General features: G+C 51.2%; 23 protein-coding genes and 2 pseudogenes. 12 read left to right on the top strand and 13 right to left on the bottom strand.

Features of this window, described 5'->3' with window-relative positions:
• Positions 1–2,221: pseudogene (locus tag ACVBEF_RS14120) on the bottom strand (cyclic beta 1-2 glucan synthetase); the annotation flags it as partial.
• Positions 2,222–2,637: 416 nt separating this feature from the next.
• Between ACVBEF_RS14120 and ACVBEF_RS14115 the strand changes: the two are divergent.
• Positions 2,638–2,877, top strand: a complete 240-nt coding sequence (locus tag ACVBEF_RS14115) for a type II toxin-antitoxin system Y4mF family antitoxin (protein ID WP_447124580.1) — start codon at positions 2,638–2,640, stop codon at positions 2,875–2,877.
• Complete coding sequence (locus ACVBEF_RS14110; protein ID WP_447124579.1) at positions 2,874–4,172, top strand: HipA domain-containing protein; 1,299 nt, start codon at positions 2,874–2,876, stop codon at positions 4,170–4,172. Before ACVBEF_RS14115 ends, ACVBEF_RS14110 begins: the two co-directional genes overlap by 4 nt.
• Positions 4,173–4,258: 86 nt before the next feature.
• Here ACVBEF_RS14110 and ACVBEF_RS14105 read toward each other — a convergent pair whose 3' ends face one another.
• Positions 4,259–5,767 carry a leucyl aminopeptidase gene (locus tag ACVBEF_RS14105; protein WP_447124578.1) on the bottom strand — a complete coding sequence of 503 codons (1,509 nt, stop codon included), beginning with the start codon at positions 5,765–5,767 and terminating at the stop codon, positions 4,259–4,261.
• A gap of 38 nt (positions 5,768–5,805) precedes the next feature.
• Here ACVBEF_RS14105 and lptF point away from each other — a divergent pair, with 38 nt between their 5' ends.
• The 9 genes from lptF to ACVBEF_RS14060 all read left to right on the top strand — a co-directional run bounded on the left by lptF (position 5,806) and on the right by ACVBEF_RS14060 (position 15,158).
• The gene (gene lptF, locus ACVBEF_RS14100; protein WP_447124577.1) at positions 5,806–6,954 is read left to right on the top strand and encodes an LPS export ABC transporter permease LptF; all 1,149 of its coding nucleotides are present in this window, start codon (positions 5,806–5,808) and stop codon (positions 6,952–6,954) included.
• Entirely contained in the window at positions 6,951–8,084 is a 1,134-nt protein-coding gene (lptG, locus tag ACVBEF_RS14095; RefSeq protein WP_447124576.1) for an LPS export ABC transporter permease LptG, read from the top strand. The genes lptF and lptG overlap by 4 nt, the downstream gene beginning before the upstream one ends.
• Positions 8,085–8,152: 68 nt before the next feature.
• A complete protein-coding gene (locus ACVBEF_RS14090) occupies positions 8,153–8,452 on the top strand; it encodes a hypothetical protein (protein ID WP_447124575.1) in 300 nt (99 codons plus the stop codon).
• Positions 8,445–8,831: a sirohydrochlorin chelatase gene (locus ACVBEF_RS14085; RefSeq protein ID WP_447124574.1), complete on the top strand. Its 387-nt coding sequence runs from the start codon at positions 8,445–8,447 to the stop codon at positions 8,829–8,831. Before ACVBEF_RS14090 ends, ACVBEF_RS14085 begins: the two co-directional genes overlap by 8 nt.
• Before the next feature lie 797 nt (positions 8,832–9,628).
• A complete protein-coding gene (locus ACVBEF_RS14080) occupies positions 9,629–11,179 on the top strand; it encodes an AMP-binding protein (RefSeq protein WP_447124573.1) in 1,551 nt (516 codons plus the stop codon).
• Complete coding sequence (locus tag ACVBEF_RS14075) at positions 11,176–12,090, top strand: FAD/NAD(P)-binding protein (protein ID WP_447124572.1); 915 nt, start codon at positions 11,176–11,178, stop codon at positions 12,088–12,090. Before ACVBEF_RS14080 ends, ACVBEF_RS14075 begins: the two co-directional genes overlap by 4 nt.
• A 9-nt stretch (positions 12,091–12,099) precedes the next feature.
• Positions 12,100–12,669, top strand: coding sequence for a hypothetical protein (locus ACVBEF_RS14070; RefSeq protein WP_447124571.1), 570 nt, complete (start codon positions 12,100–12,102; stop codon positions 12,667–12,669).
• Positions 12,666–13,829, top strand: a complete 1,164-nt coding sequence (locus tag ACVBEF_RS14065) for an alkaline phosphatase family protein (RefSeq protein ID WP_447124570.1) — start codon at positions 12,666–12,668, stop codon at positions 13,827–13,829. Before ACVBEF_RS14070 ends, ACVBEF_RS14065 begins: the two co-directional genes overlap by 4 nt.
• Before the next feature lie 480 nt (positions 13,830–14,309).
• Positions 14,310–15,158 (top strand): alpha/beta fold hydrolase, encoded by an 849-nt coding sequence (locus tag ACVBEF_RS14060; protein ID WP_447124569.1) that lies wholly within the window; start codon positions 14,310–14,312, stop codon positions 15,156–15,158.
• A gap of 63 nt (positions 15,159–15,221) precedes the next feature.
• Here ACVBEF_RS14060 and ACVBEF_RS14055 read toward each other — a convergent pair whose 3' ends face one another.
• The 8 genes from ACVBEF_RS14055 to ACVBEF_RS14020 all read right to left on the bottom strand — a co-directional run bounded on the left by ACVBEF_RS14055 (position 15,222) and on the right by ACVBEF_RS14020 (position 23,220).
• Positions 15,222–16,214 carry a zinc-dependent alcohol dehydrogenase family protein gene (locus ACVBEF_RS14055; RefSeq protein WP_447124568.1) on the bottom strand — a complete coding sequence of 331 codons (993 nt, stop codon included), beginning with the start codon at positions 16,212–16,214 and terminating at the stop codon, positions 15,222–15,224.
• 164 nt (positions 16,215–16,378) lie between these two features.
• Positions 16,379–17,146 carry a uroporphyrinogen-III C-methyltransferase gene (gene cobA / locus ACVBEF_RS14050; protein WP_447124567.1) on the bottom strand — a complete coding sequence of 256 codons (768 nt, stop codon included), beginning with the start codon at positions 17,144–17,146 and terminating at the stop codon, positions 16,379–16,381.
• An 18-nt stretch (positions 17,147–17,164) separates the two neighbouring features.
• The gene (locus ACVBEF_RS14045; protein ID WP_447124566.1) at positions 17,165–18,478 is read right to left on the bottom strand and encodes a sulfate adenylyltransferase subunit 1; all 1,314 of its coding nucleotides are present in this window, start codon (positions 18,476–18,478) and stop codon (positions 17,165–17,167) included.
• Entirely contained in the window at positions 18,478–19,413 is a 936-nt protein-coding gene (gene cysD / locus ACVBEF_RS14040) for a sulfate adenylyltransferase subunit CysD (protein ID WP_447124565.1), read from the bottom strand. The genes ACVBEF_RS14045 and cysD overlap by 1 nt, the downstream gene beginning before the upstream one ends.
• Positions 19,414–19,442: 29 nt before the next feature.
• Positions 19,443–20,171 (bottom strand): phosphoadenylyl-sulfate reductase, encoded by a 729-nt coding sequence (locus ACVBEF_RS14035; RefSeq protein ID WP_447124564.1) that lies wholly within the window; start codon positions 20,169–20,171, stop codon positions 19,443–19,445.
• A gap of 2 nt (positions 20,172–20,173) precedes the next feature.
• Positions 20,174–20,701, bottom strand: a complete 528-nt coding sequence (locus ACVBEF_RS14030) for a DUF934 domain-containing protein (protein ID WP_447124563.1) — start codon at positions 20,699–20,701, stop codon at positions 20,174–20,176.
• Between the two features lie 4 nt (positions 20,702–20,705).
• Complete coding sequence (locus ACVBEF_RS14025) at positions 20,706–22,400, bottom strand: nitrite/sulfite reductase (RefSeq protein WP_447124562.1); 1,695 nt, start codon at positions 22,398–22,400, stop codon at positions 20,706–20,708.
• A 43-nt stretch (positions 22,401–22,443) separates the two neighbouring features.
• On the bottom strand, positions 22,444–23,220 hold the full coding sequence (locus tag ACVBEF_RS14020) for a sulfite exporter TauE/SafE family protein (RefSeq protein ID WP_447124561.1): 777 nt from the start codon (positions 23,218–23,220) through the stop codon (positions 22,444–22,446).
• Positions 23,221–23,343: 123 nt separating this feature from the next.
• Between ACVBEF_RS14020 and ACVBEF_RS14015 the strand changes: the two genes are divergently transcribed.
• Positions 23,344–24,285 carry a CysB family HTH-type transcriptional regulator gene (locus tag ACVBEF_RS14015; protein WP_447124560.1) on the top strand — a complete coding sequence of 314 codons (942 nt, stop codon included), beginning with the start codon at positions 23,344–23,346 and terminating at the stop codon, positions 24,283–24,285.
• Positions 24,286–24,371: 86 nt separating this feature from the next.
• Here ACVBEF_RS14015 and ACVBEF_RS14010 read toward each other — a convergent pair whose 3' ends face one another.
• The 3 genes and pseudogenes from ACVBEF_RS14010 to ACVBEF_RS14000 form a co-directional block, all read right to left on the bottom strand.
• Positions 24,372–24,827, bottom strand: coding sequence for a hypothetical protein (locus tag ACVBEF_RS14010; protein ID WP_447124559.1), 456 nt, complete (start codon positions 24,825–24,827; stop codon positions 24,372–24,374).
• Between the two features lie 74 nt (positions 24,828–24,901).
• Positions 24,902–25,024 (bottom strand): hypothetical protein, encoded by a 123-nt coding sequence (locus ACVBEF_RS14005; RefSeq protein WP_447124558.1) that lies wholly within the window; start codon positions 25,022–25,024, stop codon positions 24,902–24,904.
• 130 nt (positions 25,025–25,154) lie between these two features.
• Positions 25,155–25,421: pseudogene (locus tag ACVBEF_RS14000) on the bottom strand (hypothetical protein); the annotation flags it as partial.

Here is a 25,421-nt window from a genome sequence, read left to right as displayed (position 1 = left end):
CGTAAATCCCTTTGCCGATGAACGAGCCTTCCCTGAAGACATCCTGATACACGTCTGAGACCGCGCGCGTATAAGGATCGATGCCGGTTTCGCCGCCATATAAACGGGCGTAATAAGAAGTATTGCTGCCAGCTAAGCTGGTGGAGACGCGCGGTTGCAAAATCGCATAACCGGCGGTGACGCGCTGTAACGCAGGATCGTAAAACGGCTTGTTAAGTGGATGCGCCATCGCGCCCGACAGTTGCCACGCAACATCGCGTGGCAGCAGCGTATCGGTATCGAGCGTAATGACGTATTTGATATTCGACAGCACGCCGGGTTTGCCGACAATGCGCATGAAAGCGTCGCGTGCACCGCCGCGCAAGTAAGCGTTGAGTTGCGCTAGTTTGCCGCGTTTGCGTTCGACCCCCATCCAGATGTTTTCTTGCGGATTCCAACGGCGGGGACGATGAAACAGGAAAAAAGTATTACTCCGTTCCGGATTGTATTTTTGATTGAGTGCTGCGATACGTTGCTCTGCGAGTTGTAGCAGCCGTGCGTCTTCTGGCTGGTTTTCGCCGGAGGCGTCGCGGAAATCGGTGAGTAGACAAAAATGCAGATGGGGGTCGCGGTTCGCCAGAAACCGCACTTCTAGCGCCTCGCATAAATTATCGACGTTATCGGCGTGAATCAACATGCCAGGCACGACGACTAAGGTTCTGTCTTCAGGCGGTATGCCTTCGGAAAAATCCATGCGTGGCAGCCGTTGCGGTTTAGCCACCATCATGGCGACCTGGTTAATCAGGGACAAGGCCAAATGACTGGTGGCGATTAACACCAGTACGGTGATGATAGGCAGTGTCCATTTTGGCGTGTGGATGGGGTAAGAATGGCGATACACGTGAAACAGCAAAGCGCCACTCAAGAACGCTGTCAGCACGGCGACACTGCCAAGGTATATCCGTAACGGCATGCGGGCTGCGGCATGTGAAAATCGTTCCAGCAGAGGCAGACGAAGAGCAGCAATGTTTTCGATGCGGGGCAAGCCGTCGTCGATGAGGTAATAGCCGATATGGGCTTGGCGTTGATCTTGATGGTCGGTTGCCTGTTGCGCCAATGCCAGCGCTTGACGGGCGATATCGAGTTCAGTGAGATGGGAGTATTTGGCGATCCGTTCGACGCTATGGCGATATTGATCGCGCGTACTGAAATCCATTTTTCCATAGACTGCTACGGGATCGTTCTGCAGTGTCTGTTCAACGACGCTCATGGTTTCGAAAAACTCGCGCCAATTCATGGTCGCCAGAAAGCGCAGACTGCCGATGCTATTGCTAATCGATACCTGATCTGCCGCTTGCTGCTGGATTTCGGTCAATACCAGTTGCTCGAGCGTATCGCCGGATTGCAACAGACGTTGCTCGATCCAGGTTAATGGCAAGGCCAATGCCGGACCTTGGCCTTGCAGGCGGCGCGCCAGTTCGGCGACGAACGATCCGACCATCGGCGGGTCCGAACGGGCCATATCGGCGATCACCAGTATCAGGCTGCTCGGATCGGTTTCCAGAATTGTGGTCATCTGATCGGCCCAACCATCAGCCAGATTGCGATGCTCGCTCCCAATCGCCAGCCGTGCTGCAACTCGGCGCAGATTGTCGATCAGCGCCAGACGCAACATGATGGGAATGGCCCACAATTCCCCCATTTTCAGGGGCGTCACTTTTTGATAGGCGGCAACAAAACGACTCAGGCTTTCTGGATCAACCCGGGCATCGCTATGCAAAATGGTTTCCAGTGCGATGTCATACACACGCGGAAAACCGGCTGAGGGCCCTCTTAACAAACGTGGTAATTCCAGACTGTAATTTTTCGGCAAATGCCGCTTGGCGGTGCGTATCTGTTCTTCGATCAGATAAAAATTATCGAGCAGCCATTCCGCCGCTGGCGTGATCTGACGTTTGTCTTTGACCGATGCGATCAGTAAGTTGCAGACGTGTAGCAACACCCTTTCGTTGTCCGCCAGACGCGGCAGACACTGATCGGGTGTTGATGCCGGATTGATGTGGTGTTCGCCTGCGAGCTGCTTGCCATGCTGCTCCATTTGCAGGGCGCTGAATAACTCTGCGCGCAAGGGACGCTCATCGGAGGCAGATTTGGTGAGCGTTGCGTTGGCGTTGAAGCGGCTAAAAAAGGGACGGATGCGCTGATCCAGTTCACCTCGCAGATTGTGTAGATATGCTTTCAATTCCGGTGTCCCTTTCTGTGCATCGTGGCCGCGACAGAGGGATGGTTTCCGGCTGTGGCGGTGGATGAAAGATTAGAAAACTGAGTAGAAAACTGATTGGAAATAGCGGTGCGGAGCTGCTTGAAAAATAGTGCGAATAATTGCCATCCTACAGACATTTATGTGTAACGCAAGATGGTCAATAAGATAAGAGTGATGCATATTTCATGGATGAAATAGTGCGATATCGGAATAATTCCGGAGGGTAATTCGACATCTTGAGGTGATAGACGTTTGGAAATAAAAATGCCCGATAGGTAATTTATTGTTCGCTCATATTGATAGATCGCCATATTTTTACCGTTCGGTAATTTATTCTTGTGTATTAATCTAATACAGAATAAAATTTACCGATCGGTAATTCTGGAAGGATGACTATGGATGAGCAAGTGACAGGTACGACGATTCGCTCCGTTGAAGATATGGGCATCCTTATCCAGCGCGCACGAAAAGAACAAGGGCTCACGCAGCTTGATATATCTGGTCTGGCGCATACTGGTAATCGATTCATTGTCGAGCTTGAAAAGGGAAAGCCAACGATACAAATGCAAAAGGCACTTGAAGTCCTGGAACTTTTAGGCTTAGAACTGATAGTCCGCAAGAGAGGTGTGAAGTGACCACTGCGCAAGATCATCCCCTCATTCTTTCCGTGTTCATGGATCAGGTTCGCGTTGGCTCCTTGTACAACGCGCATCCGTTGGCCTTCTCTTACGACAAATCGTGGCTGGCATTGCCTGATGCTCGACCAATTGATCCACAGATTCCACTGAGTCCTGATCGCATTGTTACTCCGTATGTACACGCCTTCTTTGAGAATCTGTTGCCGGAGGGCGATCAACGAAAACTGATTAGCATGCGACATCATGTGTCGAGCATCTTCGGACTGCTGCTGGAGGTCGGAGGCGATACGGCCGGCTCCTTTGTACTTGTTCCTGAGGGGCAAGTCCCTCAGCCGCCGTTGTATGAGGTGATGACGTGGCAACAAGTCGACAGGCGACTGCACAAGAGTCCAAATCATGATGAGGTCCCCGAAGAGGATGGTGATGATGGGGACGACAATGATCTCAACAGACCCCGCATTTCGATCTCTGGCGCGCAAGTCAAAATGTTGCTTTCCATCAGGGCAGACGGGCAGCCATTGCGACCAATGGGAACAACCCCTTCGACACACATACTGAAACCGGATATGGTGCGCCCGGAACTGAAGATATGGGCCTCAGCGGCGAACGAAACGATCGTCATGCGCGCAGCGCAGCTATGCGGAATGCCAACGGCACGCGTCTCTTATCAACCAATTGTTCGCGCATGCCTGGTCGAGCGTTACGATCGGAGCCTGACCGCAGACGGTGCGCTCAAACGGTTGTGGCAAGCAGATTTTTGCCAACTAGCCGGTCTGCCGTCGGACACGAAATATGAAGCGGACGGAGGGCCGACATTCCAAGAGTGCTTCGATATTTTGTCGCGACATACTGTGATGCCTGCGCGCGATCAAAGAAACTTGCTGTGCTGGCTGATCTTTAACTTAGCCGTTGGCAATAATGACAGCCATGCAAAGAATCTTTCGATGCTTAGTACGCCTGAGGGCTTACGTTTAGCACCTTTCTACGACTTGATGAGTACGCGCGTCTATAGCGGCCTGGGGCCACACTTTGCTTTCAGCGTGGGTGGCGAGTTTAATCCGGGGAGGGTGGATAAGTCGCATCTTCTCGCACTCGCCAAAGCGTTAAATATCGCACCGAAGTATCTGATAAAGATCGCTTCAGAAACGATCGATCGTGTACTTTCGGCCATCCCGGAGGCAGCGGAGGAAATTGTGCCCCTCTTGTCAACTAGTGAGAAGGTCTTGGTAGAGCGCTTGCAGCTCAAGATTGTGAGCATCGCGAAACAAATGCAAAATCGGCTTGTGAGCTGAACTCTGCTTTTCAAAAAAACAGATGTAAAAAAAGGCCAGCAATCTCGCTGGCCTTTTGGGTAATCCTGATCCGAACTTCTCAGCCGTTAAGCCAACGCCGCCCGCTTAATCAAAAAGCTCGTCAATAGCGGCACCGGACGTCCGGTTGCGCCCTTTGCTGCGCCGCTTTTCCAGGCAGTGCCAGCGATGTCCAGATGCGCCCAGGTGTATTTCTTGGTATAGCGCTCAAGGAAACAAGCTGCCGTGATGCTGCCGCCAGCGGAGCCGCCGATGTTTGCCATGTCGGCAAAGTTCGACTTCAATTGTTCTTGATAGCTGTCTTCGATCGGCATGCGCCAGGCTGTGTCGCCAGTGGCTTTGCCTGCGCTGAGTAATTCATTGGCTAAATCGTCATGAGCGCTGTCGTGACGGGTAAATAAGCCAGAATTGTGATGGCCCAGTGACGTCACGCAAGCCCCGGTCAGCGTGGCGATATCAATGACGGCGGCGGGTTTGAAACGCTCCACATATGTCAAAGCGTCGCACAGTACGAGGCGGCCTTCAGCGTCGGTATTGAGTACTTCGATGGTTTGGCCTGACATCGAGGTCACAATATCGCCCGGTTTGGTGGCGCTGCCGTTAGGCATGTTTTCACACGCAGGGATCACGCCAATGACGTTCAATTTCAGCTTCATCTCTGCGATGGCGCGGAAAGTGCCGAAAACCGAGGCTGCGCCGCACATGTCGTATTTCATTTCGTCCATGCCTGAACCGGCCTTGAGCGATATACCGCCGGAGTCAAAAGTAATGCCTTTGCCAACCAGTACGACCGGCGCATCTTTGACTTTGCCGCCAAGATGCTTGATGACAATAAACTTGGGCGGCTGATCGCTGCCGTTAGTGACGGACAGAAAACTACCCATTTTCAGCGCTTCTAGCTGTTTGCGGTCCAGGATTTCTACGCCGAGTTTGAATTCCTTACCCAGTTTTTTGGCTGTATTGGCAAGGTAAGTCGGCGTACAGAAGTTGCCGGGCATGTTGCCCAGGTCTTTTGCCAGTTCCATACCGTTGGCTAGTGCGATGGCTTGCATCAGCGCTTCTTTGGCGTTTGCTGTCTGGGCCGCTGTGGCCAGAAAAACAAATTTCTTCACGCCAGCAGGTAGCGGATCTTTTTTGCTTTTTAGCGCATCGCTACGATAGTTGTTCTCGCGCACGGCTTGCACCGTTGCGCGAATGCCCCAGGCCAGATCGCGGTCTTTGACTGTCGTAAATGGCAGGGCGATGATGGCGTCGTTGGCACCGAGGGTGGCGCTTACGCGGGCCACGCACAGGGCAGCGGTCGAAATGACTTTATCGGTGATATCTTCTTCTTTACCAAGACCGACCAGTAAAACGCGCTCGGCAGCGCTGCCGGTAAGTTTGCGCAGCAGCAGGGAAGAGCCGGGTTTGCCGGAAATGTCGCCCGACTTCAAAGCGGCAGTAATTTCACCACTTTTGTCAAGCGCTTGTGCCTGGGGGGAGAGTTTTTTGTTTTCGAAGACCCCGACTGCGATACAGCCGGATTTAAGCGTGGAGATTGAGGTTTTTGCGTCGTGTGTTTTTATGCTAAAGTCCATTAATTTCTCCTTATTGACCCTCAATTATAGCCTCCCTCATGATTTTTCAGCGCGCACTTCGACGCGAATTGTTGAGTACGGCAGGCGCCGTATTTACCACGCTTTTTACCATCACCATCACCGTCATGTTGATCAAGATTCTTGGCCAGGCAGCCGGGGGACAGATTGCATCTTCAGATGTCATTGCGTTGATGGGTTTTCAGGCTCTCAATTATTTGCCCATCATTTTCATCTTGACCGGGTATGTTTCAGTGCTGTTAGTGGTCACACGCAGCTATCAGGACTCCGAAATGGTGGTCTGGTTTGCCTCCGGTCTGAGCCTGACCCGCTGGATTAAGCCGGTGCTGTTATTCGGTCTGCCGATTATTGTATTGACGGCAATTCTCAGTTTGGTCGCCACGCCGTGGGCGAATACCCAGAGTGCGCAATATCGCGAGCGCTTTGAGAAGCGCGAGGATTTATCGAAAGTCGCGCCGGGCAAGTTTCAGGAGTCGGCCACCGTTAACCGTATTTTTTTCGTCGAAGGTTTGTCGGGTGATAGCAACAAAGTCAAAAATGTTTTTATCAATACGCAAACTGCTGGCAAGAACAGCATCGTGATCGCCAAAGAAGGCATGGTAGAAGAGGATAAAAAGGGCGATAAATTTCTGATCCTGTCACAAGGCCGTCGTTACGACAGCAATGTCGACGCCGCAACCAACACGCAAAGCGATTTTCGTATCATGGAGTTTGAGCGTTACGGCACCTTAGTGGGTGTGCAATCGCAGGCCTTGAGTGGCGATAAATCAGCGCGGGCGCTGCCCACCATTGAACTGCTAAAAACGCCGAATAATTTCAATATGGGTGAATTACTCTGGCGTTTGTCGTTGCCGATGATGGCCTTGTGCCTGATGCTGCTGGCCATTCCGCTGAGTTTTGTCAATCCGCGCGTTGGTCGGTCAGGCAATCTGATTATTGCCTTATTGTTATTTGTGACGTACAGCAATACGGTGAGTTTTTTCCAGGCCACGGTGGTGCAGGGCCGGATGTCGTTCCTGATGGCATCCTGGCCGGTTCATCTGGCGGTGCTGGGCGTGATTCTCTTTCTATTTTCGTGGCGCTTGAAAGTTAATAGTCGCTACCATCCCCTGGTTGTCTGGTCGGCGATCAAGCATGCCCGTCTCCTTAAAAAGTCGGTGACAGCATGAAAGTCCTGCAACGTTATTTCACAACAGAGATCGTCCGCTCGGTTATCTTCGCTCTGGTAGCGTTTCTGGCGCTCTTTGCCTTTTTCGATTTAATCAACGAGTTGCAAGCGGTTGGGCGCGGCGGCTATAAATTACAGCACGCGTTCGGTTTCGTTTTATTGGGTTTGCCAAGTTATGCCTACGAATTGATGCCCATTGCCGTATTGATAGGGACAATTTATACGCTCGCCCAATTTGCCGCCCATTCAGAGTTCACCATCATGCGGGTATCATCCATGTCCACCGGGATGGCGGCATGGATGCTCTTCAAAATTGGTATTTTGTTTGTAGTCGCAACGGTCCTGATCGGCGAGTTCATCGCTCCAAAAAGTGCCGAACTTGCCGAGAAAATCAAACTACAAGCCAAGGGCGCGTCGCTCTCGCAAGAATTTAAGTCTGGTTTGTGGAGCAAGGACGTCATCAAGACAGACGGCCTGACCGGCGACGTTATCGGATCGCGTTTTATCAACATTCGCGAAATCCGTCCAGACGGCGAGTTGCAAGGCGTCAAAGTCTATGAGTTCGACCACAACTTCCATCTCACCGCCATCATTTTGGCAAATCATAGTATTTATGCCGGTTCAAACGTCTGGCGGCTGAGCGATGTGACCCAGACCGATTTTGTCAACGGCACGTCGGCGGAAGATATCAATACCGCGATTGCGACGACCAAAAAACCTTCCATGGACATGGTCTCAGAAATCACGCCAGCGATTCTATCGGTATTGTTTGCCGACCCTGACAGAATGTCGGCCTATGACTTGCGCGCCTACACCCGGCATCTGGCTGAAAATAATCAACATACCGAGCGTTATGAAATCGCGTTTTGGAAGAAAGTCATTTATCCGCTATCGATATTCGTGATGATGGCACTCGCGCTACCCTTTGCGTATCTGCATTTCCGCGCAGGCGGCGTGAGCCTGAAGATTTTTACCGGCATCATGATCGGTCTGAGTTTTCAGTTGGTCAATAGCCTGTTCTCGCATCTGGGATTACTCAATACGTGGCCGCCCTTTATTACAGCGGTAGTGCCGAGCGCGATATTTTTGGCCGCCGCGTTAGGGGTGTTGTGGCGGGTTGAGCGGCATTAAAATCAATACAAAAGCGCCTCAAAGACGCTGTGGTTAACATAAGATTTTGAATCGACCAGGAAAATCCCATGGCACAACATGATCAGGAAGCGCTAAAGCGTTTAGCCAGCAAGTACATTTGGTGGAAGTCACCAGAAGAAGCGGTGGCAATGCCTGAGCGTGTTGTCGCGCAAGTGATGAATATCGGCGACTACAACGATGTTCAGGCACTTGCCAGTCAAATCGGAGATGAATATCTGCGCGATGTGTTGACCCATGCGGAAATCGGCCAGTTTACTGAACGCTCATGGGCCTATTGGCACTATCGTCTTGGCCTTGCAACGCTGGGTCATGTCCCTGAAATGCCACGCCGGAGAACATATGAATAAACACACAAACACAAACAAACAAGCAATGATTCTGTTCGCCCACGGTGCACGTGCGGCAAGTTGGGCCGAGCCGTTTGAGCGCCTGCAAAAGATTACGCAGGCGCAATTGCCAGAGGTGACGGTGGTGTTGGCGTTTTTAGAGTTGATGACGCCGCAGTTGCCGCAGGTGTTGGCAGATTTTGCGACAGACGGTATGACGGAAGTCACCATCGTGCCGATATTTTTAGGGCAGGGCGGGCATGTTAAACGGGACTTGCCTCTGTTGGTTGCGACAGCGCAGGAACAATATCCGGGGATGCTGATTAAAGTGACTGAGACCGTTGGTGAGCAGCCGGAAGTGTTGGGTGCGATTGCGCAGTATTGTGTGGCGAGTTTGTAGGGGGGGCGCGTTTTATCCCATAATCAGGTCGCCAATATTTCAGTCAATCAGCGACTACTCCAGCAACGTGGCAATCGTCAACATAGGCAGTATTAGTATAAGTGAGTCTGGTAATCGCACGAAGCCATTTGCAACATAGAAAGCGGTAGCTTGCTCGTTGATGGCGTCGACGATTAGTATCTAAGATCCAATAGAACCTGCACTTTCAAAAGCCCTTCTGAGCGTATCCGCGAGCAGTAAAGCACCCAAATCCTATCCTTGTTGATTTTCTGCTATCGTCAGGCGGCCTATGAGGGTTGCGCTGACCAATGGATAGCGCGGTAAAAGTTTGCGGACATTCACTGGCACCTCCCCTTGCGCCAGCGCTGTTACCTACAGCGTGTTGTAGCCCGGTACTTCAGTCGGCTCGGGTGGATCAATAAGAACAAACACCCCATTGGCTTTGCGTTTCACATCCTGATTCGCTTGTATTCTGAATAACGATCCAGACTTTCAACGCCGCAAAACGTGGTATCCACCTACACACACGTCAGTATGGCAAAACCCTCTTGAAATCGACCTCATCAACGTTCTTCGTATGCTGCATACATACGGAAATTACTTAACTTGCACTAACTCAATGCATATTTTCAATATTTTTGGCATATCGTTGATCGTTCGGTGGCGGGAGCTTCATACAAGAAAGCTGTTAGGTTGACCCACTGAATTCAATATGAATAGGAAGAGCACAATCAAATGCCGCATCTTAAAGAGTGCGGCACTTTTACGTACATTCAACTATTTTTAGGAGACATTTGATGCTCGATTTTAGTACAAATAATTCGTTGGTTAATCTTGTTATGCAGCACTGTGATCGATCTCCTGATAGTCCTGCAATTATTGGTAGCGCAGGCGCTGTTACGTATGGAGATTTAGGAAAAGAGATAAAGCGAGTTTCAGCTCATCTCCAAAATAGGGGTATTCCGGTAGGTGGGGTTGTCGCCATAATTCAGCGCAATGTTCCTTCAGCTATTGCCCATATTCTGGGAACGCTACATGCTGGTTGCATCTATTGCCCAGTTGATCCGAATGCAGACACGGAACGGATTAATCTGATACTGGAGGCATCAAATGCTATCCACTGCCTTACTGAAAGAAGCGTCGTTCGTGAGCATGAGCTGAAGTGTCATGACATGACGCTATGTGAAGAGGTCTCTTCTGTAGCAGGTGCGGTAACAGTGCAGCAGAGATGGCATCCAGTGGCATATATTATGTTTACATCCGGATCTACTGGTGTACCTAAAGGTGTAGTGATTGGTCACGAAAATCTCCTGTCAATTTACGAAAGTTGGAGGACGATTTACGCACTTGACAGGATTAAAAGTCACCTTCAACTTGCCAGCCTTTCCTTTGATGTGTTTGCAGGAGATTGGATACGCGCACTGTGTTCTGGTGCCGCTCTCTATATACCAACTGATATTTGTCACGAGCAATCTGAAAAATTACTTGCCTTTATAACCAACAATGACATCGAATGTGCAGAATTTACGCCGATTACATTGCGCAAGTTGTACCGTTATGCGCTAAGTACTAATCAACGTTTAGATAATTTTAAGATTTTGATTGCGGGGTCTGATGTCATGCATGTCAGTGAGTTTCAAGAGTTGCGTCGGCTTTTAAATGGTACCTGTCGACTCATCTCTTCATATGGCACCACTGAAACGACTATTGACAGTCTGTATTTTGAACCGACTGGAAAAATGCTCAATGAGATGAATTCTGAAGATCCACTCCCTATTGGAAGGCCGTTTCCTTCGGTTGAAGTTGCGATATTGAACGAGGTCGGATTGCCAGTAGTTGCCGGGGAAGTTGGTGAGTTATATATCGGTGGGGCCGGAGTTGGTCATGGATATATTTTGCATAATGCCAGGACGGCAGGTCGGTTTCTTCGGCGTTTGCCAATGGGACGAAGTGGTCGTTGGTATCGAACCGGAGATCTGGCGTCATACAATGTTGGAAATATACGCTTACATGGGCGTGCGGATGCTCAAGTTAAGATACTTGGAAAGACTATCGATTTGACGGAGATTGAATACAAATTGCGCAACTGTAGTGGTGTGGCCGAATGTGTCGCAACTACGATTCCAGATGGCCTGGAACGCAAAATAGTGGTTCTCATTAAAACAGGATTGATTGCTGGTCAACTGGTAAAGGAGAAAGTATTCACTTATTTATCCGATCATCTGGAACCCATGTTAATCCCGTCAGAAGTCTACGTCGTTTCGTCATTGCCGATGACTGTAAGCGGAAAAATTGATCGCCGTGCGGTTCATAACTATGCAGTCGAGTGTGCGGGAGATGTGCTATGACCAGAATATTACAAGTTGGTGCTGGCCCGGCCGGAGTGAGTGTTTTTCGCCAAACTTATTTTCGTATCGAAAAGACTGAAGCAGCCTTAGAGTACATCATTGTTGATGGCGGCAATCCTGGGGCTGGATTGGCTTTTGGCGCTGAAAGCAATGCGCACATACTTAATCTGCCGGCTGAATCGATGAGCCTTGATCCAGATAATCCGCTAGAGTTTATTGAGTGGAGAGCGAAACAACAAGCTTTTTGGCAAGGACGCAATATATCTGAAGACTTGGCATGGTCGACATTCCCTCCGAGGCGTCTGTTCGGAAATTATGTGGCGAGTGTCTTACAGACGTGTCTTGGGAAGGCCAAGAGCGCGGAACTGGTGAGAGACACTGTTGAATCTGTGACACCGATTGGCAAGGGCGAAAAATTTTCAGTTAAATTTCGATCAGGTACTTTCGAACTCTTTGATCGTGTGATTCTCTGTCTTGGACATGCTCCGAATATACCGATATTGCCGGCCTCTACCGCACGGTTTTATGAAAATCCCTATGTTCAACTTGATATTCCGATAGACGCTTCAGTAGGTATTGTTGGAACACGTCTTAGTGCTATTGATGCTGTATTAGCGCTGAAGGAACAAGGTCATACGGGTCGCTTGGTAATGGCCTCCAGAAGTGGTCAGTTGCCACGGATTATTGGACGTAAGAGTGTTTATGATCCAAAAAATTTCCTTGATGCGTTGAGACAGAAGGGTAATCAGACCACACTTATTGATCTCCTATCCGCTCTCAAGAGTGAAATCGAGCGTTTAGAAGGAGGTTCAATAAACTGGGACAAACTGTTCACCCAAGGAGCAACTACCTTACAAAATATCCAGGAAGAACTGGCGATTGTTGATGCCAATATCGAACGCTCCTGGTAAACAGTGTTAATGGGGATTTATACATTGATATATGAAATTTGGGCAAGGATGAGTAATAGCGACAAGAATGAGTTCCTGGATAAATACTATGGTATCTGGCTGGCTTTCCTGGCTGCTTTTCCGGCGTCAAGTGCACGATGTATAGAATTGGCTATGTCCGAAGGGCAACTCGATATTCGTGACATGCTAACTTGTGTGGAAGATAGCGGTACTGATTTCCGATTGCTTTTTAATTCAGTCGTGAGAGGTGAGGAGAAAGTGAGTTATCTGATTGATGCTCGAGGGGCTGGGTATAGCGAAGATGCTTTACGACGTTTACCCTTGATTTGTCATCTGCTAGATCAAGGTGCGGTAAGCATCCACCCTCTTGGCGGCTTACGTATCAATCCTGGTAGTTGTGAGGTTGTGAGCGTGACTGGCGAGACTATCAAGGGACTACATATTATTGGCGATATGACAAAAGGCGAATTCTTAAATATCACTGATGTCGGTAGTATTGTGAACCAAAGTGTCTTGTTAGCCAGTGCTATTGATATAAGCTTGCATGCAAGTTCCAGCCTCAATGAAGAAGTTTCATGACCAATTATTCGACTGCCTGGCTCGGTGCCGTTGAGCCAGGCCTTGCGCATCTGACGCAATCTATCTTTGCGTCTTTAGGAGTTCTCGGCTTCAAAAATCGATTGTCTCTCGTTCATTCGCGGGCTGTCTGTTTGCTTGTGATTGATGGTCTTGGCTGGAAACTTTTGCAGGAGTATGCATCCAATGCACCTTTTTTATGGTCACTTGCGAACGATAACGTACGGATCACAGCGGGTTTTCCAGCCACCACTGCGGCCGCTCTTGCCTCTCTTGGTAGCGGATTTGAGAGTGGTAGGCATGGGATTGTTGGTAGTTCATTTGCCATTGATGACGCTACTATTTTTTGTCCATTACCCTGGACAATTTCACGGCATGATGGCGTCATTGCGGAGCCTCCTGTGCTGGATAATTTTTTAACTGAAAAGACGGCTTGGGAGTGTGCTCGTGAGCAGGGTGTCCGTGTCAGTTGTGTCATACCTCGCGCATACGCAAAATCACATTTTACGCAAGCAGTGTTCAAAGCAGATGCCGTGTTCGGAGCATCCTCGCATAGTGATGTAGCGGCTCTGTCTGCGCGAGCGCTTCCAAGGGGAGTACACGGCTTTTGTTACGTCTATCATGGCGAGATTGATCTTTGCGGTCATTTGTACGGTCCAGGATCAAACGAATGGTGCGCGCAACTCAGGCATGCTGATCGAATGGCACAAGATTTGGCGACTAAGTTGTCAAAAGAAGTGCAGCTCATCATCGTTGCCGACCATGGAATGACAACGTTGTTACCCTCTCTAGTGCATGATTTTGATAGCGATCCTTTGCTGCAAAGCGGCATTCGTACGGTAGCAGGGGATGTTCGAGCACGCCATGTTTATATTAAATCTGAGGATGTTGACAAGATTCAATTGACCTGGTCTGAGCGACTAGAGGACAACTTCATCGTTCTTCAGAAGCGACAGGCGATATTACAGGGATGGTTCGGTTTGTCAGTATCGAATTATGCCGCCGACCGGATCGGTGATCTGGTGGTCGTTCCAACGGGGCGGGGTGGGATCATTTGCAGTCGCACTGAATCTGGTCCGTCATCCTGGAAAGGGCATCATGGTTCTATGAATGATGACGATCAGCTTGTGCCATTACTCATTACTCGGGGTTTGTCGTGTTGAGTTGGACGAAAACGGTGTTCCTTACTGAAATAGTTAGATCAAGCCACGTTTTGCACGCCGCCGATTTATCGCTCATCCGCGATTTACCTATCCCGCTCCTCCAACGCCTTACCATTCATCATCGGCCCTTCACGCTGGGCCAGAACCTTCCAACAGATCCAGTCGTAATCAGTACATACGCTGATTCTCGCAACTACAATTTTCCACGAACACCACTGCCGTTGACGCTACGCAACCTTATGCCAGCAAGCGTTACACAGCTGCTGCTATTGCGCTTCTTGGCAAAAGCGCGTTGATGTTTCCATTCACCGGCCCCACCAGTCCGAATAATCAATAGTCACCACTCTTGAACTTAGTACCTCTACGGTATGTCTGTCTTGGGATCGCTATCCATCTTGCGATGGATGAACGGACGTGCTCTCCATTGTTGGAGCCAATAACGCATTCAGACTGCAATGTTTTCAATGAATAGGAATGTATATGACAGACGAAAGTACGGTAATGACGGCAACAACTTTATCTCCGCATAAATTGATGACGGTAGCGGGTAAGAAACTAGCCTATCTCGATCAAGGACAGGGCTTCCCGGTTTTGCTGGGACATAGTTATCTTTGGAATTCCCATATGTGGCAACCGCAAATAGAAGCGCTTTCTCCGCATTTTCGTGTCGTCGCTCCCGACTTATGGGGCCACGGGCTATCTGGAGAACTGCCCTCCAATACCCATACTTTGCAAGATTTAGCGCAGCATTATCTGGCCTTGCTGGATGCGCTAGAGATTGAGGAATGCCATGTTGTTGGCTTATCCGTGGGCGGTATGTGGGGAGAGGCGCTGGCGCAACTTGCGCCAACCAGAGTGCGTAAGTTGGTGTTGATGGATACTTATCTTGGTGCAGAACCGGCTTTGTCGCAGGCTAAATACTTAGGCTTGCTGCATCTGATCGAACAAAGCGGAACGATTTCGAGTGCGTTGCTTGATGCGATCGTGCCGATGTTTTTCCGTCCGGGGATTGATCTTAATTCATCGCTGCCGACAACATTTCGTGCAGCCTTAGCGGAATTTTCAAGGGATCAACTTTTACATAGCATTGTTCCGCTTGGTCGCCTGATTTTTACAAGAGAGGAGCGTCGTCCTGGTTTGTCGCAATTGAATGCGGACAATACGTTGATTTTAGTTGGGGAGCATGATATTCCGCGACCACCGGAAGAAGCCCATGAAATGGCAGACATCATCGGTTGCCGTATGAAAACAATTGCCAATGCAGGGCATATTTCCAATCTGGAAAATCCAGCAGCGGTCACACAGGAATTGCTGGATTTTCTTAGTTAATAATCACTGATTCAATCATCAGTTTTATCGATAGTGGTCATGATGGCGTTCGCGCCATCTTTCTTAAACAGTCACCACAATCTTGCCGATTTGCTGGTTCGATTCCATATAGTGATGTGCGTCGGCAATTTGATCAAGCGGGAAAGTCATCGCCACTGTGGGCTTGAGCTTACCGGCAGCTAAACCTTGCAAAATGGTTTGGCTGGCGCGTTCGAGTCGTTCGGCATTGGTAGAAATTTCAAACAGGGTATAAGCACGTATAGTCAATTGCTTGCTCAAGGCTGTAAACAGCGGAAACGGTGTTGGCTCGCTGCTTAAGGCACCGTACTGGAAAATGATGCCACTTTGGGCGCATGCTTGCGCTAGTTGGTTCAATGCAGGCCCTCCCACTGGATCGAACACAACGCGTGCACCCAGCTTGTTGGTGATGCGATTGACTTCAACGACCAGATCCTGCTCTTCGCTTGCGATCACATGTTTGGCCCCGGCTTTGAGCAAGGCATCGCGCTTGCTGCTGGTGCGTGTGACTGCAATTGGGGTTGCACCGAGCATGTTGGAAATTTCTATTGCCGCCATACCGACGCTGCTTGATGCGGCTGTAATCAATACATACTCGCCCGCTTTAGTGTCAGCAAATTCCACCAGCGCACCATACGCCGTCATGTATTGCATCCAGATCGCTGCAGCTTGCACCATCGACAAGGATGCCGGGTGTTTGATGACGGCGCTCGCTGGCACGTTGACCAACTCACCATATACACCATACTGGTTCTGTGAGAATGCCGGTACCGTACTGACGGTGTCGCCCACGTTAAATTTGCTCACCCCTGGGCCAATGGCACTCACAGTACCGGCCGCTTCATAGCCCAGACGCGCTCCTGGTAACTGCGGCTCTTCCAGATACTGTCCATTGCGAAACATCACTTCTGCGCGATTGATTCCGATCGCCTGAACGCTGATTTGCAGTTCGCCAGCACCGGGTGCCGCGACCTCTTCTTCGACGATTTGTAATACTTCAGGACCGCCGATGCGATCAAATTTTACGATGCGTGCCATTGTTAATCCTTGTTTTATGATTAATCGGTTCCGTTGCATGAACAAATGCGTGCGAAAAAAGTGCTATTGCCGGATGAGTAACAATATCTTGCCGGAATAATGTAACGTCAATGTGTGGAAGTTGGCGACTGCTGATGCGTTTCTTACTGAAATAGATAGGTAAATCAAGCCACGTTTTGCGCGTTAAGTACGTATCGCTCATCCGCTACTTGCCCATCCCGTATAGCCAACGCCTCACCAATCATCACCAACACCGGCCCGTCACTCTGCGCCAGACCACCTTCTAATTGATCTAGTCGCAGTCGGTATATCCGTTCATTCTCGCGACTACAATTTTCCACCACCACCACCGGCGTTGACGCAACCCATCCTCGCGCCAGCAAGCGTTGCGCAGTGGCTGCTGCTTCGCGCCCACCCATGTATTGCACCAGCGTTTCGCAATTGGGGATGACGGTCAGATCGGCTTCTTCCGGTGCTGTGCTGGATGTGAAAAACGCCACGCTACGCGATACGCCGCGCTTGGTTAACGGTTGCCGGGCCGATGCGGCGGCGGCTAATGCGGCGGTGATGCCGGGGACGACTTCTACTTCGATGCCGTGACTTTCCAGTGCGCGTAGTTCTTCATCGGCGCGGCCGAATAGCATGGGATCGCCGCCTTTCAGACGAACGACTACCGAATATTTTCGGGCATTGTCGACCAACTGTTTATTGATGAATTGCTGCGCCGTAGAGAGCTTGCCGCACCGCTTGCCAACCAGAATTTTGATCGCTTGCGGACACAGCGCCAGCATGTCTTCGGTGACCAACGCATCATGCAACACCACTTCGGCCTGCGTCAGAATCCGCGCACCGCGGACCGTGATCAGGTCGGCTGCACCCGGTCCGGCACCGATTAGCCAGACCTTGCCGAAACTATGTGAAGTGGATTGCATATGCGGGCCTGTGGTTGCTTAGTCGAAACGGATCATGCCAGCGGCAACGGTTTGATGCGTTACCTCGTCAATCAAAATAAACGCGCCAGTCGCTCGCACCGCATCGTAAGAGTCCGCTGCAATCGGTTGCTGGACGTTTAACGAAACACGGGCGATGTCATTGAGTTTCAGCGTATTGGCCGTACGACGTTCTTGCGTGTTGATATCGAGCAGGGTATCGATTTTGGTCACGCGTGCGCCGGTTTGTTTGGTCGTATGTTTGATCCAGTATTTGCGACCCAGATCAAGCGCATCTTCAGACAGCCAGCAGAGGTCTGCGCTGACGGTTTTTAACAGCGTCGGTGCACGCTCAGCTGAGGCCAGCATGTCGCCGCGTGAGATGTCCATATGCTCTTCCAGCAGGATCGTCACCGATTGACCAACAACGGCGGATTCAAGCGAGCCTTCCAGCACCAAAATATCTTTCACGGTCGCGTTTTGACCACTTGGCTGAATCGTCAGTGTGTCGCCTTTGCTGACCTTGCCTGCTTCGATGCGGCCCATGTAGCCACGGAAATCATTGGCTTCATGACCATTGTGACGGGCGACTAATTGCACCGGAAAACGAAACGGCTCGTCGTGTGCATCGTCATACACGCTCAGCGATTCGAGCAACGAGATCAATGTCGGGCCTTTGTTCCACGGCATGTTGTCGCCGGGTGTGACGACGTTGTCGCCAGCCAGTGCCGATAAAGGGATCGCGTGAATATCGCGCAGGCCGAGTTGTTTTGCAAAATCTTGATACGCGGCCACGATGCGGTCGTAGACGCTTTGATCGTAGTTGACCAAATCCATTTTGTTCACAGCCACAATCACATGCTCGATTTGCAGCAAATGCGCGATGGTTGAGTGACGCTTGGTTTGGGTCAGCAATTCAACGCTGCCGTCGTCGCCAAGTTTAACTTTGGAGACATCGACCAGAATGATCACCGCGTCCGCAGTCGATGCACCGGTGACCATGTTGCGGGTGTATTGCTCGTGTCCCGGGGTGTCGGCGATGATGAATTTACGCTTAGGCGTGGCGAAATAACGGTAAGCCACATCGATGGTGATGCCTTGTTCGCGTTCGGCTTCGAGGCCGTCGGTCAGCAACGACAGATCGATGGTGTCCCCCACGGTACGCTTGTGTTTGGCGCGTGACATGGCGTCTAGCTGGTCGGCAAAAATACCTTTGCTGTCGAACAGCAAACGGCCAATCAGGGTGCTCTTACCGTCATCGACGGAGCCAGCGGTGATGAAGCGCAACAGGCCGCGTTCTTGTTTTGTGTCGAGATTGGAGACTACGGCATTCATTAGAAATATCCTTCTTTTTTGCGTTTTTCCATCGAGGCTTCCGATGTCTGATCGTCCATGCGGGTAGCGCCACGTTCGGTGATTTGGGTGACGGCAGTTTCAGCAATGATGGCTTCAACCGTGGTGGCGTCTGAGGCTACCGGGCAGGTGCAGGAGATATCGCCGACGGTGCGGAAGCGGACTTCCATGGTTTCCACGACTTCGCCAGCTTTAGCCGGGGTCAGGTCGGTCAGCGGAACTAACAAACCATTGCGCGGAATGACCTGGCGCATGTGCGCAAAATAAATCGGTGGCAGCTCTAACTTTTCACGGGCAATGTATTGCCAGACATCGAGCTCGGTCCAGTTCGAGATCGGGAAGACGCGCATGTTTTCGCCAGGATGGACGCGGGTGTTATACAAGTCCCACAGTTCCGGACGTTGGGCTTTTGGATTCCATTGGCCGAACTCGTCGCGGAAGGAAAAGATGCGTTCTTTAGCGCGGGCTTTTTCTTCATCGCGGCGTGCACCACCGATACAGGCGTCGAATTTATGCGCGGCGATGGTTTCCAGCAAAGTCACGGCTTGAGCAGCATTGCGTGAATCTGTTTGCGGATTGCGCAGACGTACCGTGCCGCGTTTGATCGAATCTTCGACCGAACCAACGATCAAGCGCTCACCAAGTTCAGCGACTTTTTTGTCGCGGAAAGTGATGACTTCGGCAAAGTTATGGCCGGTATCAATGTGGACTAATGGGAACGGAAATTTGCCCGGACGAAACGCTTTTTCAGCAATCCGTAGCATGACGACCGAATCCTTGCCGCCGGAGAACAGCAGCGCCGGATTGGCGCATTCGGCAGCGACTTCGCGCATGATATGGATGGCTTCAGATTCCAGCCAATCGAGATGGCGGTCACTGGCGTTGTCGAGAAAAAGTTTTTCTACAGCAGTGTTCATTGAGTGTCTTACCTTATTTATTTTAACGATCAAGCAGCTGATTTAATCCGTATCAGTTTGCCGTCTACCACGTGCAAGCCGCATTCTTTGGAGTCGGGATTTTCCCACCACCAGCGCCCGGCGCGGACATCTTCACCCGGTTCGATGGCGCGGGTGCAAGGCTCGCAACCAATCGACGGATAACCTTTGTCGTGCAGCGGGTTATACGGCACGTTGTTGCTGCGAATGTATTCCCAGACATCTTCCTCGGACCAGTCGGCCAGCGGATTGAATTTGGTCATCGCATGCGCTTCGTCCTGCTCTTGCACATGCAGTTCGGCACGGGTTTGCGATTGTGCGCGACGTTGACCGGTGACCCAGGATTTGTTACCTGCCAGCGCCCGATTCAACGGTTCGATCTTGCGGATGCGGCAGCATTCTTTACGCATATCTACGCTGTCATAAAACGCATTCAAGCCGTTTTGATCAACGTAGGCGGCAACCGCTTCCGGTTGTGGTCGAAAGGGCGTTACGTCGTAATCGTAGGTTTCCTTGATGCGGTCGAGCATGCCTAATGTTTCGGCGTGCAGGCGTCCGGTTTCAAGGGTAAAGATGCCGATATCGAGTTTGCTGCGCAGAATCAAGTCGGTCAGTACCATGTCTTCAGCGGCGAGGCTTGAGGCAAATACCGCTGGCGTAAATTCGCCTGCGATTTTTTCCAGCGTCGCTTTAGTGGCGGCAATCAGATCGGGCAAAGATAGCTCGGCGTTGGTGCTCATGATTATTCCTGTGTGACTGGTTGACGATTTACCCGACGGAACAACGGCGTTTTCACATCCCATGAGGTTTGATATTTTTCCGAAAAATCGGTCAACCCTTTCAACGCCTCGTTGATGTCTTTATCGGCGCGTACTGCATAAGCATCGAAACCAACCCGCGACATATAAAACAATTGATCGCGCAAAACATCGCCAATGGCGCGTAGCTCGCCTTGATAGCCGTGACGGCTGCGTAAGTTGAATGCGATTGAATAGCCACGTCCATCTGTAAAGATCGGGAAGTCAATGGCGACCAAGGCAAAGTGCGCGAAGTCGTCTGAGATGGCTTCCGGGCGGGCATCGCTGCTCAGCCAAACGCCAAGCTCAGCGCGGCCTTCCAGCGTTGCGCGTTGGGCTTGCCAGACGGTCAGGGGAACGATCACTTTTCCGGCGGGGATAGCAATGCTGTCGGCGCTGTCGCCTTCTGCCAAACGCAGAACAGTCCAGTCATCCGTGACGATGCTACGATTTTTAATAATGGTGTTATTCATTGACTCAGACACAAGCATCCTCCCCAACCGGTAGTGCAGTTTTGATCGGTGTCGCGTAGACATATTCTTTAAACGGTGCCACGCCTATGCGCTGCACGGTATCGATAAAGCGTTCGTCTTCAGTCCGCTGTTGCACGTAGACGTCGAGCAGACGCTCAATCACGGTCGGCATTTGATAGGCCGAAAATGATGGGCCGATGATTTTGCCGATACTTGTGCTGTTGCCTTGCGCGCCGCCGATGGAGACTTGATACCACTCCGAGCCGTCTTTATCGACGCCTAAAATCCCGATGTTACCGACGTGATGATGACCGCAGGCGTTGATGCAACCGGAGATGTTGAGTTCGATGTCGCCTATGTCATGCTGAAAGTCGATGTTGTCGAATTTCTCGGCAATCGCTTGCGCAATCGGGATCGATTTGGCGTTTGCCAGCGAGCAGAAATCGCCGCCGGGGCAGCAAATAATGTCGGTCAGTAAACCGATATTTGGCGTCGCTAAGCCATGCGCTTTGACTTCCTGCCAGAAGGTGAACAATTCAGACATCTTGACATCGGCCAGCACCAAATTCTGTTCGTGCGTGACGCGAATTTCACCGAAGCTGTAACGATCGCAAAGATCGGCCACAAAATCGAGTTGCTCGGCGGTGATGTCGCCCGGCGGTACACCGGTTTTTTTCAACGACAGAATCACCGCTGCGTAGCCGCTGACCTTGTGCGCTTTGACGTTGCGCTTGAGCCAGTTGGCGAAGCCTTTGTCGGTCGCTTTCAGGGACTCAAATGCGGCATCGGTGGCTGGCAATGTTTCGTAGGCCGGGTCGGTGAAGTATTGCGATACGCGTTGCAGCTCTTCCACCGTCAGCGTGCCGGGACCGTCTTTGATCCCCAGCCATTCGGCTTCAACCTGACGCGCAAACTCGGGCGCACCCAGTGCTTTGACCAAAATTTTGATACGGGCTTTGTAGATGTTGTCGCGCCGACCGTACTGGTTATAGACGCGCAAAATCGCTTCCATATACGTCAATGCATGTTGCCAAGGCAGATATTCGCGGATCACGCTGCCGATAATCGGGGTGCGACCCATACCGCCGCCGACCATGACTTTGAAGCCGACTTCGCCAGCCGCATTTTTTACCATCGTCAAGCCGATGTCATGCACAGCGGTGGCCGCGCGGTCTTCTGCCGAGCCGTTAATGGCGAATTTGAATTTACGCGGCAGGAAGGCGAACTCGGGATGGAAGGTGCTCCACTCACGCAAGATTTCAGCGTAGGGGCGCGGATCGATGACTTCATCGGCGGCCACGCCTGCCAACTCGTCGGAGGTAATGTTGCGGATGCAATTGCCGGAAGTCTGGATGGCGTGCATTTCGACAGTCGCCAGATCGGCCAGAATGTCCGGAGACTCTTCGAGCTTGATCCAGTTGTACTGAATGTTTTGACGGGTCGTGAAGTGACCGTAACCGCGATCGTACTTGCGTGCGATGGTGGCAAACATGCGCACCTGTGCTGACGACAGCAGGCCGTAGGGCACGGCTACACGCAGCATGTACGCATGGCGCTGCATGTACAGACCGTTTTGCAGGCGCAGAATTTTGAATTCGTTTTCGGTGAGTTCATCCGACAGGCGGCGTTCTACCTGGCCGCGATATTGGGCGATGCGTTCTTTGACGATCTGGTGGTCGTATTGGTCGTAGCGATACATCTTGTATTCCTAACGTCTCGGATAATTTTTAATCGTTTTATATCTATTGAAATACCAATTTGACAGCAACGCTGGTAAGCGTCACGGCCAACAAGGCACGTAAAATTTTCTCAGGTACTTTGCGGGCGGCCAAAGACCCTAGTGTAATCCCGGGAACAGAACCGAGTAGCAGCGCGCCCAATAGTGCCCAATCGATCGATCCCAGCCACCAATGTCCCAACGCTGCAATCGCCGTCAACGGCACTGCGTAAGCAATGTCGGTGCCAGCGACTTCTGCAGGAGTGAGGCGCGGATACAGCAACACCAGCAATGTGGCACCGACAGCGCCTGCGCCGATCGATGAAATGGTCACCAGTGTACCGAGCACCAAACCGGCAAAGATTGTTGCAGCAGTTAAATTCGCGCCGTCGAGTTGTTTTTCGGGATGGGCATTTAACCAATTTTGCAGTTTACCTTTAAATAACAAAGCAACCACGGTTAAAAATACAGAACCGGCAATTGAGTAGCGAATAATCTGACCCATTTCCGCGCTCAGCGTGCCGAAATGCTTGAGCGACAGCGCAGTCACCACCGCCGCCGGTAACGCCCCCAGACATAATTTTCTGACGATATCCCAGCGGATATTGCCGCTGTAGCGATGGGCGAATGTCCCGGCGACCTTGGTGGCCGAGGCAAATGCCAGATCAGTGCCGACCGCCACGCTGGGGTGGATGCCGAACATCAGCGTCAGTAAGGGCGTCATCAAAGAGCCGCCGCCAACACCGGTCAAACCGACTAATACGCCGACGGCAAAGCCGCTTACTACATAAGATAAAGTCATATAGGCCCATACAGAACAATCTTAATCGTAATAAACTTCTGCTTTATTACCAACTACATACTATTTATTTGCTTATATGCGTATTTGGTATATGCAAGCACGATAAAAAGTGAAGGGCACACCATGAATCTCCATCAGTTCCGCTTCGTACGCGAGGCGGTGCGGCAAAACTTCAATCTGACCGAGGCGGCCAAGGCGTTGTACACCTCGCAACCCGGCGTATCAAAGGCCATTATTGAGCTGGAAGAGGAGCTTGGGGTAGATATCTTTACCCGCCACGGCAAGCGTATCCGCGGCTTGACCGAGCCGGGGCGGCAGGTGTTGAAATCGGTTGAGGCCATCATGCTCGAGATCGAGGGCTTAAAGCGCATCGGTCAGGAATACGCCGCGCATGACAGCGGCAGCTTCACTATCGCCACCACGCATACCCAGGCGCGCTATTCATTACCGAAAGTGGTGCAGGCGTTCACGCTGAAGTTTCCGAAAGTGAGATTGTCTTTGTTACAGGGCAATCCGCGTCAGGTAGCCGACATGGTGCGCAACGATCAGGCCGATCTGGCGCTGGCAACTGAGGCGATTGCCAATGCGGACGGTTTGATTACGCTGCCGTGCTACCAATGGGAGCACATGGTGGTGGTCCCGCCCGAGCATCCTTTGCTGCAATCGAAGGCGCTGACGCTGGAAGAAATTGCGGCTTACCCCCTTATTACTTACGACAGCGCCTTTGCCGGACGCAGTAAGATCGATCATGCGTTCGCATTGCGCAATCTGAAACCGGACGTGCTGCTAGAGGCGATTGATGCCGACGTCATCAAAACCTATGTCGAGCTGGGGATGGGTGTGGGGATTATTGCCGGCATGGCGTTTGATGCCGAGCGCGACACTGGTTTGCGGGCGATCAAAGCGGGCCATTTGTTTGGCACCAACGTCTCCCGCGCAGCAGTCAAGCAGGGCGCGTATTTGCGTAGTTATGTGTATACGTTTATTGAATTGCTGGCACCGACCATGAATCGTAAGTTGATCGAGCAGGTAATGAGTGGTGAAAAAGATATGTACGAGTTGTAACCGCTTTCTCAGGCGGAGCAAGAATAACAATGGGCCGTAATGTTGTGCAGTACGGCCCATTTTCTATCAACGGCTATCAGTCATTCTTAATATCCCGCATCCCTGATCGCATCCTTGGTTGCATGCAAGGCAACGTCAATATGCCGCAAGGCTTCATGTTGCATACCCCGGATGCGTGGATCGTCTTCTGGCTGTGTCAAATCCTGACGTGCTTGTCTTAGTGCCTCCATTGCTTCATGGAGGCGACCGTTGTGGTCTCTGTGGATATCCGGGCGCTGGCGCTGTTCAAAATTTTTGCCGACATCAAGACCGGATTGCAGGACCAACTCCTTGGCGGAATTGATTTCAGAAAGTGCAACTTCCTCATTACGGCCCATCACCCAGTTATCGCTGCCGCGGTGGGCGATAAGCCAGTTGGCTGTGTTCAGATCTTCTAGTGCATGGACATAAAAAGGATGGCGCCCAGGCTCATCGGCATGGGCTAAGGCCATCACGCCGGACATGGCGAGCATGGAGAGGACGAGTTTGTGGCTAAGTTTCATAATAGGAACTCACAGAAAAATGGACGAAAAACAGCGCGTCCGGTCGGCGCACTGCAGCAATAGTGTCAATAGTATTAATAACGGTAAGGGGCATAATAAGGATGGCCGTAATACCCGCGCGCCGGAACGACGATGCAACCCGACAACATTGCGCTGAGGGCCGCGCCTAACACGACCAGTTTAATGATCTTTTTCATGGCTTACATCCTTCCTGAGTTGAGTTGTCAGGTAGTCAGAATGCCACTCGCCAAGCGTGTCAGGTGCAACGAAGTTGTGTTATCTGTAAGCAGTTGTCAGGCGTGTATTTTGCCTCTTGCGGATGGCGTCTCAGTCACCGACAACAAGCGGTTCCGATTTGGTATTTAAGGTGATTCTCGGTACCCGGCTGACCAGCACGACGGCGATCACCGTGACCACCACCGCCACGCTGATGCCTGCGTGTACGGACCCGATCAAGGCGTCACGCGCCGCTTCCAGCAAAATCTGACCATTGTGACCTGCATCGGCTAATTGTTTTAGTACGATGCCTTGCGTTTCGTGACTATCGATTCGTGCTCGATGAACCGGGCGCTTAGAGAAGCTATCACCGACTGC

This window comes from Glaciimonas sp. GG7 (assembly GCF_052976905.1).
This window is presented reverse-complemented; position numbering and strand designations above follow the sequence as displayed.

Excerpts from the sequence above, each read along its gene's own strand:
- ACVBEF_RS14045 (WP_447124566.1), bottom strand. The coding sequence starts at position 18,478 with ATGAATGCCGTAGTCTCCAATCTCGACACAAAACAAGAACGCGGCCTG.
- ACVBEF_RS14015 (WP_447124560.1), top strand. The coding sequence starts at position 23,344 with ATGAATCTCCATCAGTTCCGCTTCGTACGCGAGGCGGTGCGGCAAAAC.
- ACVBEF_RS14065 (WP_447124570.1), top strand. The coding sequence starts at position 12,666 with ATGACCAATTATTCGACTGCCTGGCTCGGTGCCGTTGAGCCAGGCCTT.
- ACVBEF_RS14025 (WP_447124562.1), bottom strand. The coding sequence starts at position 22,400 with ATGTATCGCTACGACCAATACGACCACCAGATCGTCAAAGAACGCATC.
- ACVBEF_RS14060 (WP_447124569.1), top strand. The coding sequence starts at position 14,310 with ATGACAGACGAAAGTACGGTAATGACGGCAACAACTTTATCTCCGCAT.
- ACVBEF_RS14010 (WP_447124559.1), bottom strand. The coding sequence starts at position 24,827 with ATGAAACTTAGCCACAAACTCGTCCTCTCCATGCTCGCCATGTCCGGC.
- ACVBEF_RS14020 (WP_447124561.1), bottom strand. The coding sequence starts at position 23,220 with ATGACTTTATCTTATGTAGTAAGCGGCTTTGCCGTCGGCGTATTAGTC.
- ACVBEF_RS14030 (WP_447124563.1), bottom strand. The coding sequence starts at position 20,701 with ATGAATAACACCATTATTAAAAATCGTAGCATCGTCACGGATGACTGG.
- lptF (WP_447124577.1), top strand. The coding sequence starts at position 5,806 with ATGATTTTTCAGCGCGCACTTCGACGCGAATTGTTGAGTACGGCAGGC.
- ACVBEF_RS14070 (WP_447124571.1), top strand. The coding sequence starts at position 12,100 with ATGGGGATTTATACATTGATATATGAAATTTGGGCAAGGATGAGTAAT.
- ACVBEF_RS14115 (WP_447124580.1), top strand. The coding sequence starts at position 2,638 with ATGGATGAGCAAGTGACAGGTACGACGATTCGCTCCGTTGAAGATATG.
- ACVBEF_RS14055 (WP_447124568.1), bottom strand. The coding sequence starts at position 16,214 with ATGGCACGCATCGTAAAATTTGATCGCATCGGCGGTCCTGAAGTATTA.
- ACVBEF_RS14090 (WP_447124575.1), top strand. The coding sequence starts at position 8,153 with ATGGCACAACATGATCAGGAAGCGCTAAAGCGTTTAGCCAGCAAGTAC.
- cobA (WP_447124567.1), bottom strand. The coding sequence starts at position 17,146 with ATGCAATCCACTTCACATAGTTTCGGCAAGGTCTGGCTAATCGGTGCC.
- ACVBEF_RS14080 (WP_447124573.1), top strand. The coding sequence starts at position 9,629 with ATGCTCGATTTTAGTACAAATAATTCGTTGGTTAATCTTGTTATGCAG.
- ACVBEF_RS14085 (WP_447124574.1), top strand. The coding sequence starts at position 8,445 with ATGAATAAACACACAAACACAAACAAACAAGCAATGATTCTGTTCGCC.
- lptG (WP_447124576.1), top strand. The coding sequence starts at position 6,951 with ATGAAAGTCCTGCAACGTTATTTCACAACAGAGATCGTCCGCTCGGTT.
- ACVBEF_RS14105 (WP_447124578.1), bottom strand. The coding sequence starts at position 5,767 with ATGGACTTTAGCATAAAAACACACGACGCAAAAACCTCAATCTCCACG.
- ACVBEF_RS14005 (WP_447124558.1), bottom strand. The coding sequence starts at position 25,024 with ATGAAAAAGATCATTAAACTGGTCGTGTTAGGCGCGGCCCTCAGCGCA.
- ACVBEF_RS14075 (WP_447124572.1), top strand. The coding sequence starts at position 11,176 with ATGACCAGAATATTACAAGTTGGTGCTGGCCCGGCCGGAGTGAGTGTT.
- ACVBEF_RS14035 (WP_447124564.1), bottom strand. The coding sequence starts at position 20,171 with ATGAGCACCAACGCCGAGCTATCTTTGCCCGATCTGATTGCCGCCACT.
- cysD (WP_447124565.1), bottom strand. The coding sequence starts at position 19,413 with ATGAACACTGCTGTAGAAAAACTTTTTCTCGACAACGCCAGTGACCGC.